The organism is Streptomyces sp. NPDC007896 (assembly GCF_042959425.1).
GTDB lineage: Bacteria > Actinomycetota > Actinomycetes > Streptomycetales > Streptomycetaceae > Streptomyces.
The window spans coordinates 90,939-106,710 of sequence record NZ_JBIBKX010000013.1 but is presented as its reverse complement, the minus strand read 5'-3'; the positions used below and the strand labels follow the sequence as shown (position 1 = coordinate 106,710).

Below are 15,772 nucleotides of genomic sequence, written 5' to 3'. Positions count from 1 at the left end.
GCCCCCGTCGAGCCGAGGAGTGGCCGGTCATCACGCGGGGGTGAGCAGCTCCGCGTGATGACGGGTGGCGACCAGCGGGTGGGCCCGCAGCTTGCCCTTCAGCTCGTTGAAGCCGTACTCCGCGAACAGAGGGTTCGCCGGGTCGTCGGTGACGCCGGGGGCGGCGGAGGCGTGCGGGAAGGGCAGCGGCTCCACGCGCGCGTCCAGGCGCGGGTTGTAGAAGAAGGGCACGGAGAACCGCTCGGTGGCCCCGGGCGGACTGACGACCCGGTGGTTGGTGGCGACGAGGTACCCGTTGGTGGCCACTTCCAGCAGCTCGCCCAGGTTGACCACGAACGCTCCCGGCAGCGGCGGCACCTCGTGGAAGAGGCCGTCCTCGCGCTGCACCTGAAGGCCGCCGACCTGGTCCTGGAGCAGCAGTGTCAGGAATCCGTAGTCCTTGTGCGCGCCCACGCCCTGGTCGGCGCCGTCGCCCGCGCTGCCCGGATACCGCACGAGCTTCAGATGCGGATGGGCCCGCTCGCCGAAGATCGGCTCGTAGAAGTCGGCGGGCGCCCCGATCGCGGTGAGCAGCTCGCGCAGCAGGCGGGCCGCGACCGAGCTGAGCCGGTCGATCCACGCCAGCGCGGCGGTCCGCAGCTCCGGCAGCGCGGCCGGCCACTGGTTGGGCCCCTCCAGCCACCAGTAGGCGGGCTCGCCCGGACCGGGCCTGCGCGCGGGCCGCTCGGCCCCTATGTCGAGCTGGTCCCGCCAGTCCCGGCTGCCGCCCGTGCGCTCGTCGCCGGTGCGCGTGTACCCGCGGAAGTGCGGGGAGTTGACGTTGTCGAGGGCGAGCCGCTCGGCCTTGGGCAGCGCGAAGAACCGGTGCATGGCGTCGAGCAGGGCGGCGGTCTCGCCCTCGGTCACCCCGTGCCCGACGAGCTGGAAGAAGCCCACGTCGTGGGCGGCGCTGTGCAACTGCGCGTGCAGCAGGGCACGGGCCTGGGGGCCGCGGTCGGCCGCGGAGAGATCGATGATCGGAAGCTGCTGGTACGGCCGGTGCTGCCGGCTCTGCTGGTACTGATCAGAAGACGTGTTCGTCGTCATGAGGTGTGTCCGCAGGGTGTACGGGTGCCCGGGCGGCCGCCAGGGGTGGGGCGGGGGCCACGGGTGCCAAGGGGAAGAGAGGGGGCCGAGGTCAGGAAGAAGCCCGACAGCCCATGCTTGTGACGCGCACGAAGTCCACGTGCCGGCGTCGAACGAGCATCGGAAGCATGGTCCAAGAGTACTGCGGACCCCGCGAAACGCATGTGCTCCACGTCACATGCCCTGCGAAACGCAGACGATCTGCGCGAAACGCAGACGACCCGCGAGCTCGGGTCCCTCCGCCTCGCGGCGGAGGAGCCGGCCGGACGTACCGGCGAGCTCGCGGGTCGGGTGACTGCTTGGGATTGGGGCCGGCTGCGCGCTCACTTCAAGCGCTGGTCCGGCACCGCACTGGATGTGGTGACGGGCCGCTAGCCCGCAGCCACCTCACGCGTCCGGTTCTTATACATCTGCCGAACCACCTCCCTTCTCGTGTAAACCACACCTTAGGAACCGATCGCCGACAGCTCAACCACTTTTTTTCGACCCCTGCGATTCCTGGGGCTGAGGGGGCGGAATCCCTGCGTACAACGATTTCGTCCAATCTTTGGGGAACACGATGTGGGCTGAGTCACGTTCGAGTTGAATGAAGGCGAGTGAGCGAACTGTCTCGCCGTACGTGCGGACGCAGCCTGCAGGGGGTCCAGGTGAGTGCTTCCCGGCGTAGTGGGACCACCGACGAGCTGGGGCCGGACGAGCCCGAGCCGGCTGGTTCCGATCTGCTTGCCGCGCTGCTGGACGGGATGGACGCGGCGCTGTGCGCGTTCGACGCCGATGGGGTCGTCACCCATTGGAACCGCGAGGCCGAGCGGATTCTCGGCTGGACCGCGGCCGAGGCCGTGGGGCGGCGCGGGTTCGCCGGGTGGGCCGTGCGGACCGCGGACGCCGAGGAGGTCGAGGCACGGCTGCTGTCCGCCATGGAGGCCCCCGGGCGCCAGGTGCACGAGTTCGCGCTGCTGACCAAGGACGGCGGGCGCGTGCTCGTACGGACCCAGTCCGCCGCCGTGCGCGGAGCCGACGGGAAGCCCGCCGGGGTGTACTGCGCCTTCAGCGAGGTGCACGCGCAGATCGATCTCGAGCGGTCCATCGCTCTGAGCGAGGCGTTGTTCGAGGACGCCAGCTGGGGTGTGGTCCTGGTCGACGCGGACCTGCGGCCCGCCGTCGTCAACGCGCACGCGGCCCGAGCCCTGGGGATCGGGCGTACGGCGGTGCTCGGACGGCCGCTGGGGGAGCTGCTCTCCCAAGGGGTCGAGGAACTGGAGAGCGCGCTCACGCACGTGCTCGCCGAGGGTGCGCCGCCCGCGCCCGCCGAGATGTGGGTGAGCGTGCGGTCGGCCGAGGGCGAGAAACGGCGGTGCTGGCGCAGCGGATTCCTGCGGCTCTCCTCGCCGCTCACGGAAGAACCGGTTCCGCTCGGGGTCGGGTGGCTCTTCCAGGATGTGACCGAGGCCAAGCACACCGAGCAGGAGGCGGCCCTGCTGCGGTTCAGGGCCAACCAGCTGCACCGGGCCGCACGGGCGGCGGCCGAGTGCGAGGACCCCGGGGAGGCCGCCACCGTCCATCTCGACTTCGCGCTCGCCGGGTTCGCCGACCACGCGCTGATCGACCGGGTCGCGAGCGGGTGGCCGACGGGGGACGACGACGGGCCCGTACGGCTCGTACGCGCCGTCACCACGCCCGCCGGGGCGCCCGGGCCGAGCCTGCTCACCGGGAGGGCCGGACTGCCCGTGCGGTACGCCGAGGGGCATCCCGCGCTCCAGTGCGTGGAGCGGGCCGGGTCCGTGCGGGCCAGCTCCGGTGAGATCACCCCCGAGCGGATGCGGGAGTGGGCCACGGCCCGCCAGTGGCCGCCGGACTCGGTGCACGCCCTGTGCGCGGTCCTGCGCAGCCGGGGGCGCACGCTGGGCGTCGTGACGTTTCTGCGGGGTGTGGGGCGCAGTCAGTTCGAACGCACGGACGCGACGTACGCGGAGGACGTGGCGGTACGCATCGCCATGGCGCTGGATCTGGAGGGGCTGGCGGGACGGACGTAGCACCGCCACGCGCACCCCACCCGATCAGCCCAGCGTGGGTGGAGGATTCCAGGTCGGCTCAGCGGCGGTAGAAGATCCGGTCGCCGTACTCCGTCATCACCCGGCCGTTCCACTCGTGGCCGCCGTCGACGTTGCCCGAGCGGAGCAGGGGCGGCTCGATGCCCCGGTCGGCCAGCGCGCCCGCGGCCGTGGCCATGACGGCCTGGAGGAGGGCCGTCGTGACCACCGTGGAGGCGGGAGCGAAGGGCGCCTCGATCGTGTCCAGGGTCAGTTCCGCATCCCCGACCGCGATCTTCGAGTCGAGGACGATGTCGCAGTGGTCCTTCAGGTACGTCCCCGAGACGTGCCGGGACTTCGTCTCCGAGGCGTAGGCGACCGAGGTGACGCCGATGACCTTCACGCCCAGGGCCCGCGCGTTCATGGCCATCTCGACCGGGAGCGCGTTGCGGCCGGACAGGGAGATGATCACGAGTACGTCGCCGGCGCGGAGCGGGCTGGAGTCCAGGACCGCGCTCGCGAGGCCGTCGACCCGCTCCAGGGCCGATCCCAGCGTCGCCGGCATGACGTCGACACCGACCACGCCCGGCACGGCGAGCAGGTTCATCAGGGCCAGACCGCCCGCGCGGTAGACGACGTCCTGGGCGGCGAGCGAGGAGTGCCCGGCGCCGAAGGCGAAGAGCCGGCCGCCGCCCGCGACGGTGTCGGCGATCAGAGTGCCGGCCGCCTCGATGTCTCCCGCGTCCTCGTCCCGCACCTGCTGGAGCAGGCCGATCGCCGCGTCGAAGAACTGCCCGGCCAGCTTGCGGTCGCTCATCGGCGAAGCCCCTTAGAAGTCTCGTCGGCGTCGGGTGGGCGCTGGGTCACGCTTTGTGCCGCGGATCACGTTGCGGTCTGGACCAGCGCGCTGTCAATACGGCCTGCGGAGGTGGCCGCGGAGGCACCCGGCTGGGCGTCCGCAGGGGCACTCGTAACTCCGTGGTTTCAACGGCGAGGCACGCTTGTCAGTGGTATGCGTCAGAATTGAGTTCAGGGCCAGCGCACACGCCGGTGAGCCACCGAGCCTTCGGCAGAGCTAATCAAGGGGCACGTATGTCCGGACTGATCGACACCACGGAGATGTATCTCCGCACCATCCTCGAGCTGGAGGAGGAAGGCGTGGTCCCCATGCGCGCCCGGATCGCGGAGCGGCTCGACCAGAGCGGGCCGACGGTCAGCCAGACGGTGGCGCGCATGGAGCGCGACGGTCTGGTGGCGGTCGCCACCGACCGGCACCTGGAGCTCACCGAGGAGGGCCGTCGCCTCGCCACCCGCGTGATGCGCAAGCACCGCCTCGCGGAGTGCCTGCTCGTCGACGTGATCGGTCTGGAGTGGGAGCAGGTGCACGCCGAGGCGTGTCGCTGGGAGCACGTGATGAGCGAGGCGGTGGAGCGGCGCGTGCTGGAGCTGCTGCGCCACCCGACCGAGTCGCCGTACGGCAACCCGATCCCCGGACTGGAGGAGCTCGGCGAGAAGGACGGCGCCGACCCGTTCCTGGACGAGGGCATGGTGTCGCTGGCCGAGCTCGACCCCGGCCTGGACGGCAAGACCGTCGTCGTACGCCGGATCGGCGAGCCCATCCAGACGGACGCGCAGCTGATGTACACGCTGCGGCGCGCGGGTGTGCAGCCCGGCTCCGTGGTGAGCGTGACGGAGTCGGCGGGCGGCGTGCTCGTCGGCAGCGGTGGTGAGGCGGCGGAGCTGGAGTCGGACGTCGCGTCCCACGTGTTCGTCGCCAAGCGCTGACATCCGGTGATCGTGGGAGGCCTCGCACCCCGGGTGCGGGCTTCCCGGCCCTGAGCCCGCGAGGGGCAGCTCCCGGGGGTGGGCCACGGGGTCCGGCATCCGCCGAACCCCGGGTCGGCCTCCGGGCGCCCGCCGACCGTCGTGGGCCGGTGGCGGCCAGGCTCGCTTGTCGTGGATCGGTGGCGGCCCGGCTCGCCCGTCGTGGATCGATGGCGACCCGGCTCGCCCGTCGTGGATCGGTGGCCGCCAGGCTCGCCCGTCGTGTGCCGGTGGCGCTCCGGACTGCGCACCGCGCGTCGGGGACGACCCGGCGCTCCGTTCGACGCGCCGGGCGCGGGCGTGGGCGCCCTGGCGCAGGTCGCTCGCCGTGGAGCGTGTCGTCCGCCTGCGATGACCCAACGCTCCACCCCCTCCCCGCACCTCCGTCGACTCGCCTCGGTCGTGTCAACTCCCGCGACCACAGGGGTAGTTGTGATGTTTTCGCTACATGGCCGAAACCAAGATTCAGTGTGCGGAATCGCAGCGCCGGGACCGTTTGCGTGCGAGGCTGGCCCGTGAGGCATATGACCTGAGGGCTCTTGACCGTGTCCAAGAGGGATGTCGCACGGTTGGGGAGGGGGCGGGGAGGATGTGCCGTAGATGTGGAGAGGGCCCCGGCACCTTACGGCGCCGGGGCCTGTCCTCCCCTGTGCTGACCCGGAGCCCCGAGCTCCCAGGGTCATCCCCTTCGGACCGATTTCCCCGAGCGGTCCGCCTCCCGCTGAAGATCTCCCCTCGGCGGCGGCGGTCAATCCCCGAGCGTGGTCACTCGAACGAGGGGTGTTGCCGCCGAGAGGAGTATTTTCGAATACGCATTCGATAATCTGGCGGCGTATCACAGGCAAATCGGGTACACGTAGAGCAGCACATCAGCAGACTCAGCGGCACGGCAGCAGCAGGAAGCGGCAGGAAGCGGTTACGAGTGGACCGGCCGGCTCGAGCGGGAGCGAGCGGTCCGAGCGAGCTAGGGGGGTGCCAGACCTATGGTGCGGCGCATCGACGTGACGGGCGCGGGCGGTCTACGCCTCGCCGCCTGGGAGTTCGCCGATCCTCCCAAGACCGACCCTCCCAGGACCCCGCCCGCCCCCGGCGTGCTCCTTCTGCACGGCCTCATGGGTCGCGCCTCCCACTGGGCGTCCACCGCCCGCTGGCTCTCCGAGCGGCACCGCGCCGTCGCCCTCGACCAGCGCGGTCACGGCCAGAGCGACAAGGCGCCGGAGGGGCAGTACACACGGGAGGCCTACGTCGAGGACGCCGAGGCCGCTCTCGAGCAGCTGGGTCTCGCCCCGACCGTCCTCATCGGCCACGCGATGGGCGCGCTGACCGGCTGGCAGCTCGCCGCCAAGCGCCCCGACCTCGTCCGCGGGCTGATCATCTGCGACATGCGGGCCTCGGCGTTAGGGGCGGCGTCGCAGCGTGAGTGGGAGGACTGGTTCAAGGCCTGGCCCATGCCCTTCGCCACGCTCGCCGACGTACGGAAGTGGTTCGGCGAGGACGACCCCTGGGTGGAGCGCCCGAACCCGTCCCGCGGCGAGTTCTACGCAGAGGTGATGCACGAGTCCGCCGACGGTTGGCGCCCGGTCTTCGAACCCGAGCAGATGCTCAAGTCCCGCCAGACCTGGGTGTACGACGCCCACTGGGAGGAGCTCGCCCAGGTCCAGTGCCCCGCACTGGTCGTACGGGGCCTCGACGGCGAGCTCGGCCGGGCCGAGGCCCAGGAGATGGTCCGCGTACTGCCGCACGGCCGGTACGCGGAGGTCGCCGACGCCGGTCATCTCGTGCACTACGACCAGCCGGAGGCGTGGCGCGCCGCGATCGAGCCCTTCCTCGACGGCGTACTCACCGGCCAGGACCGCTAAGGCCCGTCGTTTGGATCAGGCCTGGGCCGCGGGGGGCGCCGACCGGACAGTTCGCCCTTCCGGCCGGCCTTCCCGTCGGCTCAGCCCTTGCTGACCGCCGCCAGGATCTCCGGCAGTCGCCGGGCCGTCCGGGGAGCCGCCATCCGCAGCCCGAACACCGTGATCAGCGCCCCGTATCCGGCCCCCAGCGGCAGCAGCAGCCAGCTCCACCGGTGCCCGTCCGCCGTCACGTTCAGCCAGATGGTGAGGGCGATGACAGGAGCGGTCAGCAGCGCCGCCGAGACCATTCCGCCGAAGATGGCGATCCAGGCGAGGCCCGCCTGCCCGGGGGCCACGTTCTTGTAGCCCTCCTGCGGGATCGAGTACGGGAAGCGGGCCGAGGACCAGGCGCCGGTGGCCAGCATCGCGCCGAGCAGCGCGAAGGACAGGCCGAGCACCTCGGGCAGCTTGGACCAGGCGCCGAGCATCGCCGTCGTCAGCACGGTCACGAGCGTCGCGTACGGCAGGGTGATCATCAGCAGCGCCAGCGCACGCCCGCGCAGTTCGACGTACGCGTCGTGCGGGGACGCGATGGTCATCGCGACCATCCAGAACGCGGAGGTGTCCTGACCGAACTGGTTGTACATCTGGATGCCGAGCATTCCGGCCGCGAAGCACGCGAAGTAGATCGAGCCGGTGCCCTGCAGGGCGTTGAACACGGGCACGATCAGCCCGATCGCCAGCGAGGTCACCCACGCGGCCTTCGTCTTCGGGTCGCGCCACACGTACCGCAGACTGCGCTCCATCACGGTCCCGGTGCGCCCCGAGGGAAGCAGCCGGCGCAGCCCGCCCGTCGGGACCCGCTCCCGCGCCGCGCTTTCGCCCGCCTGCAACGTCGACCCGTCCGGCGAGGTCATCAACCGGGTCAGGTGCCTCGACCAGAGCGCCAGCAGCCCCACCAGCGCCGCCACGCTCAGGACGAGTTGGGCGACCCCCGCCCCGTACGAGCCCCTGCTCATCGAGTCCACGGCGCCGATCGCCGACCCGGGCGGCACCCAGCGCAGCACGTCCGCCGCCGGGTCGAGCCGGGACAGTCCGCCCGCCGAACCGAGCCGCTGCGCGCCGAAGTTGACGAGCTGCGCGCCGATCGCGATGACGAGGCCGCTCAGTACGGCCAGGTCGCGGCCCTTGCGGCTGGACAGCAGCCGGATGTTGGCGGCGGCGACGGCCCGCGCGAGGGCCACACAGACGAGCAGCGCCAACGGCACGGCCACGACGCCGGTGACGTACGCCGCCGTGCCGTGCGCCACGGAGATCACGGAACCGACCAGCAGGCACAGGGTGAACAGCGGTCCGATACCGACCAGCGAGGCCACGAGCAGCGCCCGGACCAGCGGGTGCGGTCGCAACGGCAGCATGACGAGCCGGGTCGGGTCGAGGGTCTCGTCGCCGCTGGGGAAGAACAGCGGCATCACGGCCCAGCCGAGCGCCATGACCGCGATCAGCAGGACGGTGACGGACGCGGCGTGCGCGTTGCCGCGCAGGGCGATGAGGCCGAGCAGTTGGAGGGCGGCGAAGAGGAGGACGACGACGACCGAGGTGATGTACGCGGCCCGCCGCCCGGCCGACTGCCGCAGCCCGTTGCGCAGCAGCGACAGCTTCAGCCGTACGACGACGGGGGTGATGGAGGCCTCGGAGACACCCGTGCTCATCGCGTCGCCCCGCCGCCCAGCCAGTCCAGGTCAAACCCGCGGTCGCGGCCCTGTGCGCCGACCAGTTCGAGGAACGCCTGCTGGAGGGAGGGCGCGTCGCCGCGGACCTCCGCGAGCGGGCCGTGCGCGCGGATGCGCCCCGCGACCATGACGGCCACCCAGTCGCACAGCGATTCGACGAGTTCCATGACGTGGGAGGAGAAGACGACCGTGGCGCCCGATGCCGTGTAGCGCTCCAGGACGCCGCGGATGGTCTGCGCGGAGACGGGGTCGACGCCCTCGAACGGCTCGTCGAGGAAGAGGACCTCGGGGTTGTGGAGGAGAGCGGCGGCGAGGCCGATCTTCTTGCGCATGCCCGTCGAGTAGTCGACGACGAGTTTGTGCTGGGCGCCCGCGAGGTCGAGGACGTCGAGGAGTTGAGTGGTGCGTTTGTCGACCTCGGCGCCGGGCAGGCCGCGCAGCCGGCCGGTGTAGGCGAGGAGCTCACGCCCGGAGAGCCGTTCGAAGAGCCGCAGGCCCTCGGGGAGTATGCCGATGCGGGCCTTCACCGCCGCCGGGTCGCGCCACACGTCATGGCCGACGACCTCGACGCCGCCCTGGTCGGGTCTGAGCAGCCCGGTCACCATCGAGAGGGTGGTCGTCTTGCCCGCGCCGTTGGGCCCTACGAGCCCGATGAACCGCCCCGCGGGCAACTCCAGATCGATCCCGGCGACAGCGACCTGCTCCCCGAACCGCTTCCAGAGCCCGCGTACGCGTACGGCGGGAACGTCTGCCCCTGTTTGCTCGGCCATGTGAGCACCCTAAGGGCGAGTGCCCTGCTTTTAGGCTTTCAGGGGCGAGAGGAACTGCGCGACCAGCCACGACGAACCCGCGGTTCAAGAACGGCGCCGAGCCACGGTCATCGATCCCGCCCGCACGCATAGGCGAGCGGCGAGATCAATTCCTCCGCATCCGGCAGCCACCGGTTCGCCGGCGTCGGCCGGCAGGCCCACTGCACCGCACCCCGTGAACCGAACCGGGTGGGCGGAGCCGCCACGTACGAGCCTTCGCCCAGGGTGACGAGATCGAGGGAGGCGGGCGGCCAGCCCAGTCGGCGTACCAGGTCGGGGACCTTCGTCGCCGCACCGGGAAGGACGAAGAAGTGCATGCGCCGGTCCGGCGTGCACGTCACCGGCCCCAGCGTCAGTTCCATCCGCTCCATGCGGGCGAGCGCGAGGAATCCGGCCGTCTCCGGCACATCGATCGCGTCGAACGTACGCCCGGTGGGCAGCAGGATCGACGCGTTCGGCTGCTTCGACCACATCCGGCGCGCGGCGGTCGCACTGCCCGTCGCCTGCGTCGCCCAGTCCTCGCGCGTCGCGTGTGCGCCCGGCGTGGGGCAGGTGGCCTCGCCGCAGGAGCAGTGCTGCATCCCGTCGACAGCCTCCAGCCACGTGCCCGGGAACACGTCCCAATGGCGCTCTTCGGCATATCGCACGGCGGTGTCAAGCAATGATTCGCCACGCTGCTTCGGGATTTGGACGGCCTCGGGCCCCGCGATGGTCTCTTCCACGATGAACACAACTCTAGCTGCCACAGGGGGTTACGGGGGTCCCGTGCGCGGGGGAGGGGCATCGTTCCCGCGTGTGGGGCGCATGGATGCACGGGTGGGGGCGCGCAGGGGGAACGGCAGCGGGCGATGGGTAACCAGGGGTGGGGTCGGGGCAGCCGCCTTTACTCCGGCAATCCTCACATGTCTCGCATCTTCGGTATGTCGGCGGGGCATTGATCTTCATGGCCGACTTCCTTCGCTGCGGTTGGCCGATGAGGACACGTCAACTCGGTGCGTGGGCAGGCACCGCAGCCACAGGGGGTACGCCATGGCCGCAAGGCCTCTCGTCGCCAGGCAGCCGAACGAACGGCTGCAGGCGCTCATCCAGGAAGCGGGCTGTTCCAACGCCGGCCTGGCCCGCCGGGTCAACATGTGCGGCGCCGAGCACGGCCTCGATCTGCGCTACGACAAGACGTCGGTGGCGCGCTGGCTGCGCGGTCAGCAGCCGAGGGGACGCGCTCCCGCGATCATCGCCGAGGCGCTCGGCCGCAAGCTGGGCCGTGCGGTCACGATCGACGAGATCGGCATGGCCAACGGCAAGAACCTCGCGTCGGGCGTGGGGTTGCAGTTCTCGCCGACCGTCCTCGGCGCCATCGAGCAGGTGTGTGAGCTGTGGCGCAGTGACGTCGGACGCAGGGACTTCCTGTCCGGCTCGTCCGTCGCCGCCTCCGCGCTCGTCGAGCCGAGCCGCGACTGGCTGATCTCCGCGCCGGACTCGCAGGTGGCGCGTGCGGCGGGCCCGCGCGTCGGGCTCTCGGACGTGGCGGCGGTCCGCGCGATGACCCAGGCGCTCACGGACCTGGACCACCAGTACGGCAGCGGGCATGTACGCCCGGTCGTCGTGCACTACCTCAACAGCGTGGTCTCCGGGCTGCTCGCGGGTTCGTACCGGGAGGGCGTCGGACGCGAACTCTTCTCGGCGGTCTCGCGGTTGACGGAACTCGCGGGCTACATGGCCATCGACACCGGTCAACCGGGCCTCGCCCAGCGGTACTACATCCAGGCGCTGCGGCTCGCCCAGGCGGCCGGGGACCGGGGGTACGGCGGGTACGTGCTGGCCGCGTCCATGAGCCACCTGGCGGCGCAGCTCGGCAACCCGCGCGAGATCGCGCAGTTGGCGCGCGCGGCGCAGGAGGGGGCGCGGGGGCGGGTGACACCACGCGCGGAGTCGATGTTCCACGCCGCGGAGGCGCGCGGGCACGCCCTGATGGGCGACGCGCGCGCCGCTCAGGTGGCGTCCGGGCGTGCGATCACCGCGCTGGAGGGCGCCGACGCGGCCTCCGGGGACGACCCGACATGGATCGCGCACTTCGACGAGGCCTACCTCGCCGACGAGTTGGCGCACTGCCACCGTGACCTGGGTCAGGGGGAGGCAGCCGCGCGCTGCGCCGAGGACTCCCTCGCCGGGCACCCGCAGTCGCGGGCCCGCCGCCGGGCCATCGGCTACGTCCTGCTGGCCACCGCGCAGGTCCAGCAGCGCGAGGTGGAACAGGCGTGCCACACAGGTCTGCGCGCGGTCGAACTCCTCGGCACGCTCCGCTCGAACCGCGGCGCCGAGTACCTGGACGACTTCCAGCAGCGTCTGGAGCCGTACCGGGACGAGGCGGTGGTACGGGAGTTCGGGGCGCGGCTGGAGTTGCAGGCGGCGGCGTGAGCGGATCGTGTGTGCGCCGGTGAACACACGCTGTGCATGGGCGTGAACGCCGGGCAAACGAAGGCGCCTGGAGTGGGAGGAGTCAGATACAGCGCACGGTGGGGCGTATTCGTTACCCCGGTCACAGTGGGCGGGGGTAACGCCCTGTGCTGCGTGGCACGGGCGCGTGGGGACCCGGTAGCGTGAGCCGACGATTCCGAAGGTCCCCCATTAGTAGGAGTCCCGGTGACGCAGAGTGGACAGGGCGAGCAGCCCTCGGCGCGCACGGCGCGCGAAGGCATCGTGCTGCCCTCCGACGGCGGCGAGCCGCTGTTGCCGGGCATGACGGGCGACCGGGCCGTTCCGGCGGTCCCGGCGGGTGGTCAGACCTGGGACCAGCCGTGGGGACCGGACCAGTCGGCGGCACCGGCCCCGCAGCCGGCCGAGGGCTGGGGTGCGCCCGTGAACGGCACCCAGACCTGGAGCGGCTCCGAGCCGTCCCCGTCCGACGCCCCCGCCCCGGACTGGGGCGGTCACGACCCGTCCACCCAGACCTGGGCCGCGCCCGCGGAACCGGCGCAGGGCTGGGGTGCCGCCCCGGCCCAGCAGCAGGGCTTCCCGGCCCAGCAGGCATCCGGCGCCGGCCCGCTGCCTGCCGAGGGCACCCAGCAGTCGTCGTACGGGGACCAGCGGCCGTACGGGGACCAGCAGCCGCCGTCGTACGGCGGTCAGGAGACTTCCTCCTACGGCGGCCAACAGAATCCGGCGTACGGCGGCCACCAGGGTGGTGCCGTACCCCAGCAGCAGCCCCGGGGCGCGCACGCTGCCGCGCTGCCGCCCGCCGTTCCCGGGGCGCTGCCGCCCGCCGTCGACGAGGGCGCCACGCAGTACATCCCGCCGGTTCCGGCCGCCCCCGAGGGCGCGACCCAGTTCCTGCCGCCCGTCCCCGCCACGCCCGACGAGGGGGCCACGCAGTACATCCCGCCGGTGGGCCCGGGTGCGCTGCCGCCCGAGGTGCCTTCGGGACCGCTGCCCCCGGCCGCGCACCCCGACGCCGAGGCCACGCAGTACATCGCCCCCGTGCCCGCGGAGCCGGGCGCGGCGCCGTACGGGATACGTCCGGGCGGACCGGAGGACCGGCAGCCGCCCGCGGAGTTCGACAACCTGTTCCGCAGTGCGCCCGGCGCGCCGAGTGCGGCGGAGGGGCCCGCGTCCACGCAGCAGCTGCCGCGGTTCGAGGCCCCCGCCCCACACGCCCCACACGCCCCGCAGACTCTGCACGCCCCGTATGCCGCGCAGGCCCCGGGGATGCCCGGAGCGCCGGGCGGGCGGGCCGCCACCCGGCGTGGCGCGGCCGACGACGGCGGCGGTGGTGGACGGAGCCGCTCGCGCGGTCCGTTGATCGCGGCCGTCGGTATCGGCATCGTCGTGCTCGGTATCGGGGCCGGCGCCATGCTCAGCGGCGGCGGAGGCAGTGGCAGCGGCAAGGACGACAGCAGCAAGAACGTGTCGGCGACGGCCGGGGCCACGGACGGCTCGTCGTCGGCGGCCGACCCGGCCAAGGCGCAGGCCGTCGCGCTGGACAAGCTCCTAGCGGACAGCAACAACAGCCGCGACTCGGTGATCAACGCCGTGGAGAACGTGAAGGCGTGCAACAACCTGGACCAGGCGGCCAGTGACCTGCGCGACGCGGCGAAGCAGCGGTCCGGACTGGTGACCAGGCTCTCCGGCCTCTCGGTCGACAAGCTCCCGAACAACGCCGAGCTGACCGCCGCGCTGAACAGCGCCTGGCAGGCCTCCGCGTCGGCCGACAACCACTACGCGGCCTGGGCCGACCAGGTCAAGGGCAAGAAGGGCTGCAAGAAGGGCCACGCCCGCACCACCGGCCAGACCGCGGCGGCCACCCAGGCCAGCGGCACCGCGAGCGCGCAGAAGGCGAAGGCCGCCAGGCTGTGGAACTCGATCGCCTCGACGTACGGACTGACGCGGCGCACGACGACCCAGCTGTGACCGACCGGTCCGAGTGACCGCCCGGTCCGAGTGGCCGCGCGGTCCGAGCCCAGGTCTCAGTTCGAGTCCGCGTTCTCCAGCGTCTTCGACACGTCGATGAACCCGTTGCGCTCCGAGGCCAGCTGACCCTCGCGTACGACCTGGAAGGTGACGTGGGCGTTGACCAGGCGCGGGAAGTCGACGGCCGCGATCAGGTCCTCGTAGCGCCAGCTGAGGGTCGGGGTGAGCCGGCCGGTGGTCACCTTGAGGCCGTTGTCGAGGGCGTGCCGGATCGCGAGCGAGGTCACCTTGCTGTCGCCGAGTGACTCGACGACCGACTTGAGCACGTTGTACGCGATCCAGGTGGTCTGCACGCCGGCGTCCGCGGGGTCGATCCGGTTGTCGCCGAAGGCCTCCTCCTTGATCACCTTGCGCATCGGGTCCCAGCGCGCGTCGCTCGCCACCGGGTACCAGCCGGTGACGTGCGCGCCCTCGTACGGGCTCGACTGGCCGCCGGTGGAGTCGATCAGGGACTGGTCGAGGCTGCCCAGCACCGTGCCCGTACCCACCTTCGGATAGTCCTGGCGGTCGCGCCGGAACGAGTCCATGAAGGTCTCCGTACGGTCCCCGAGCGCGGACACCACGCAGCCCTGCTTCAGCGGGTCCGAGCTCGCGCGGCCGAGCGCGAGCTTCGTCTGCTCCGAGTACTCGGTCGCGTCCTCGGCGGCCCGCTGGTCGGTGGTGGGCGTGTGGCCCTCCGCCTTCAGACCGGCGTTGAGCAGCACCGGGAGCTGGTCGCCCGCGACGGTGTCGGGGCGCACGAGCGCCACCGGGCCGCACTTCTTGCCGAGCTGCTCCCCGAGACCGGCCAGCAGGGCGGGCTCGCCGCCGTTGATCGGATAGGAGAGCGGGCTCGAGAACTCGTCGTCGGTGACGCCGTAGCCGCCGATGTACGGGATGCCGGCGGCCTCCAGCGGGGCCAGGAAGGAACGGCCGTGCTGGCTGTAGGACCCGACGACCGCGACCACGTTCTCGTCGGCCGCGCGCCGGGCGCACTTCGCCGCGTACACGGTGTCGTTGTGGTCGTTGCAGGTCAGGACCTTGAGCTTGTGGCCGTTGATGCCGCCGTTCGCGTTGACCCAGCGCGCGTAGGCCTCGGCCATGGCGGGCATGCCGGGCTTGTTGGTCGCGGGGGTGTCCTGCGGCGCCCAGGTCATGACGGTGATCGTGTCGTCCCCGGAACCCCCCGTGATACCGGGGACGGCCCCGCACCCGACAGCGATCGACGCACACGCCACCACCGCGCCCGCCATCAGCACTCTGGTCCTGACCTTCGTCGAGACTCTGGTCCCGGTCCGCTGGGGGCGGACGGGTGGGGTGGTGCTCGTGCGTCGCCTACCGGTCATGGACACGCACGATTCCGTCACATCACTAACCCGTGTGTGACCGGCGGTCAACGTGAGGTGACGTAGAGGTGAATTACGGGGGGCGATGATCGCATTTTCGCGGAGAACGTACGATCGTCGACTGTGCAAGGTTCGGAGAACTCTTCCCGTCGCGGCCGTCGCTCCTCCACCATGGGCGGCATGCCACTGAACGACATGCCCTGGTGGCGCTGGCGCAGCAATGTGCGTTCCGCGCTGCACATGCTCTCCGACCCCACCTTCCAACGTGATGTCTGGCTCGCCGGGATCGACGGGTACGGAGACGTCACCGACGCCGTGTACCGCCTGGTCGAGGACACCTGGCTGGACAACTGGTCCGCCGAGAAGTACGTCGGCACGATCTTCCGGGACTCCCAGGAGGCGGCCCTCGTCGACACCGCCGTGCTCCGCGTCCTGCGGATCATGCACCAGGTGGGGCCCGACGCACCCGTCTCCGCCTACCTCGACCACCAGGCGTGGCCGGAGGCACTGCGGGCGGCGCGCGACGCGCACGTACGCCTCGCGGTGAGCGACGGCGAGGATCCGGACACCCCGCCGCGGACGCTGGAGATCCTGCGGATCCTGACGCGGTCGGCGTAGCGCGGC

The 15,772-nt window shown here is 71.8% G+C and carries 12 protein-coding genes; 6 read left to right on the top strand and 6 right to left on the bottom strand.

Annotated elements, in window-relative coordinates; all coding sequences use genetic code 11:
* Positions 1–30: 30 nt before the first annotated feature.
* On the bottom strand, positions 31–1,086 hold the full coding sequence (locus tag ACFZDJ_RS35375; RefSeq protein ID WP_391065113.1) for a 2-oxoglutarate and iron-dependent oxygenase domain-containing protein: 1,056 nt from the start codon (positions 1,084–1,086) through the stop codon (positions 31–33).
* A 686-nt stretch (positions 1,087–1,772) separates the two neighbouring features.
* Between ACFZDJ_RS35375 and ACFZDJ_RS35370 the strand changes: the two genes are divergently transcribed.
* On the top strand, positions 1,773–3,158 hold the full coding sequence (locus ACFZDJ_RS35370) for a PAS domain-containing protein (RefSeq protein WP_390930549.1): 1,386 nt from the start codon (positions 1,773–1,775) through the stop codon (positions 3,156–3,158).
* A gap of 58 nt (positions 3,159–3,216) precedes the next feature.
* Here ACFZDJ_RS35370 and ACFZDJ_RS35365 read toward each other — a convergent pair whose 3' ends face one another.
* Positions 3,217–3,972 carry a sugar isomerase domain-containing protein gene (locus ACFZDJ_RS35365; RefSeq protein WP_391065110.1) on the bottom strand — a complete coding sequence of 252 codons (756 nt, stop codon included), beginning with the start codon at positions 3,970–3,972 and terminating at the stop codon, positions 3,217–3,219.
* Positions 3,973–4,247: 275 nt separating this feature from the next.
* On the opposite strand from ACFZDJ_RS35365, the gene ACFZDJ_RS35360 reads away from it, so the two are divergent.
* Both ACFZDJ_RS35360 and ACFZDJ_RS35355 read left to right on the top strand, forming a co-directional pair.
* Complete coding sequence (locus ACFZDJ_RS35360) at positions 4,248–4,940, top strand: iron dependent repressor, metal binding and dimerization domain protein (RefSeq protein WP_390930545.1); 693 nt, start codon at positions 4,248–4,250, stop codon at positions 4,938–4,940.
* A 1,022-nt stretch (positions 4,941–5,962) separates the two neighbouring features.
* Positions 5,963–6,838, top strand: coding sequence for an alpha/beta fold hydrolase (locus tag ACFZDJ_RS35355; protein WP_101404414.1), 876 nt, complete (start codon positions 5,963–5,965; stop codon positions 6,836–6,838).
* A gap of 80 nt (positions 6,839–6,918) precedes the next feature.
* Here ACFZDJ_RS35355 and ACFZDJ_RS35350 read toward each other — a convergent pair whose 3' ends face one another.
* The 3 genes from ACFZDJ_RS35350 to ACFZDJ_RS35340 all read right to left on the bottom strand — a co-directional run bounded on the left by ACFZDJ_RS35350 (position 6,919) and on the right by ACFZDJ_RS35340 (position 10,090).
* Complete coding sequence (locus ACFZDJ_RS35350) at positions 6,919–8,529, bottom strand: transporter (RefSeq protein WP_168509300.1); 1,611 nt, start codon at positions 8,527–8,529, stop codon at positions 6,919–6,921.
* On the bottom strand, positions 8,526–9,320 hold the full coding sequence (locus ACFZDJ_RS35345; RefSeq protein WP_390930541.1) for an ATP-binding cassette domain-containing protein: 795 nt from the start codon (positions 9,318–9,320) through the stop codon (positions 8,526–8,528). Before ACFZDJ_RS35345 ends, ACFZDJ_RS35350 begins: the two co-directional genes overlap by 4 nt.
* A gap of 107 nt (positions 9,321–9,427) precedes the next feature.
* Positions 9,428–10,090 (bottom strand): bifunctional DNA primase/polymerase, encoded by a 663-nt coding sequence (locus ACFZDJ_RS35340; protein WP_390930539.1) that lies wholly within the window; start codon positions 10,088–10,090, stop codon positions 9,428–9,430.
* Between the two features lie 298 nt (positions 10,091–10,388).
* On the opposite strand from ACFZDJ_RS35340, the gene ACFZDJ_RS35335 reads away from it, so the two are divergent.
* Together ACFZDJ_RS35335 and ACFZDJ_RS35330 are read left to right on the top strand one after the other, a co-directional pair.
* Positions 10,389–11,774, top strand: coding sequence for a transcriptional regulator (locus ACFZDJ_RS35335; protein ID WP_390930537.1), 1,386 nt, complete (start codon positions 10,389–10,391; stop codon positions 11,772–11,774).
* A 225-nt stretch (positions 11,775–11,999) separates the two neighbouring features.
* Entirely contained in the window at positions 12,000–13,763 is a 1,764-nt protein-coding gene (locus ACFZDJ_RS35330; RefSeq protein ID WP_391065106.1) for a hypothetical protein, read from the top strand.
* Between the two features lie 56 nt (positions 13,764–13,819).
* On the opposite strand, the gene ACFZDJ_RS35325 is transcribed toward ACFZDJ_RS35330, so the two are convergent.
* Positions 13,820–15,148: an ABC transporter substrate-binding protein gene (locus ACFZDJ_RS35325; RefSeq protein WP_391065103.1), complete on the bottom strand. Its 1,329-nt coding sequence runs from the start codon at positions 15,146–15,148 to the stop codon at positions 13,820–13,822.
* Between the two features lie 171 nt (positions 15,149–15,319).
* Here ACFZDJ_RS35325 and ACFZDJ_RS35320 point away from each other — a divergent pair, with 171 nt between their 5' ends.
* Positions 15,320–15,766, top strand: coding sequence for a hypothetical protein (locus tag ACFZDJ_RS35320; RefSeq protein ID WP_101404420.1), 447 nt, complete (start codon positions 15,320–15,322; stop codon positions 15,764–15,766).
* The last annotated feature ends 6 nt before the right edge of the window (positions 15,767–15,772 follow it).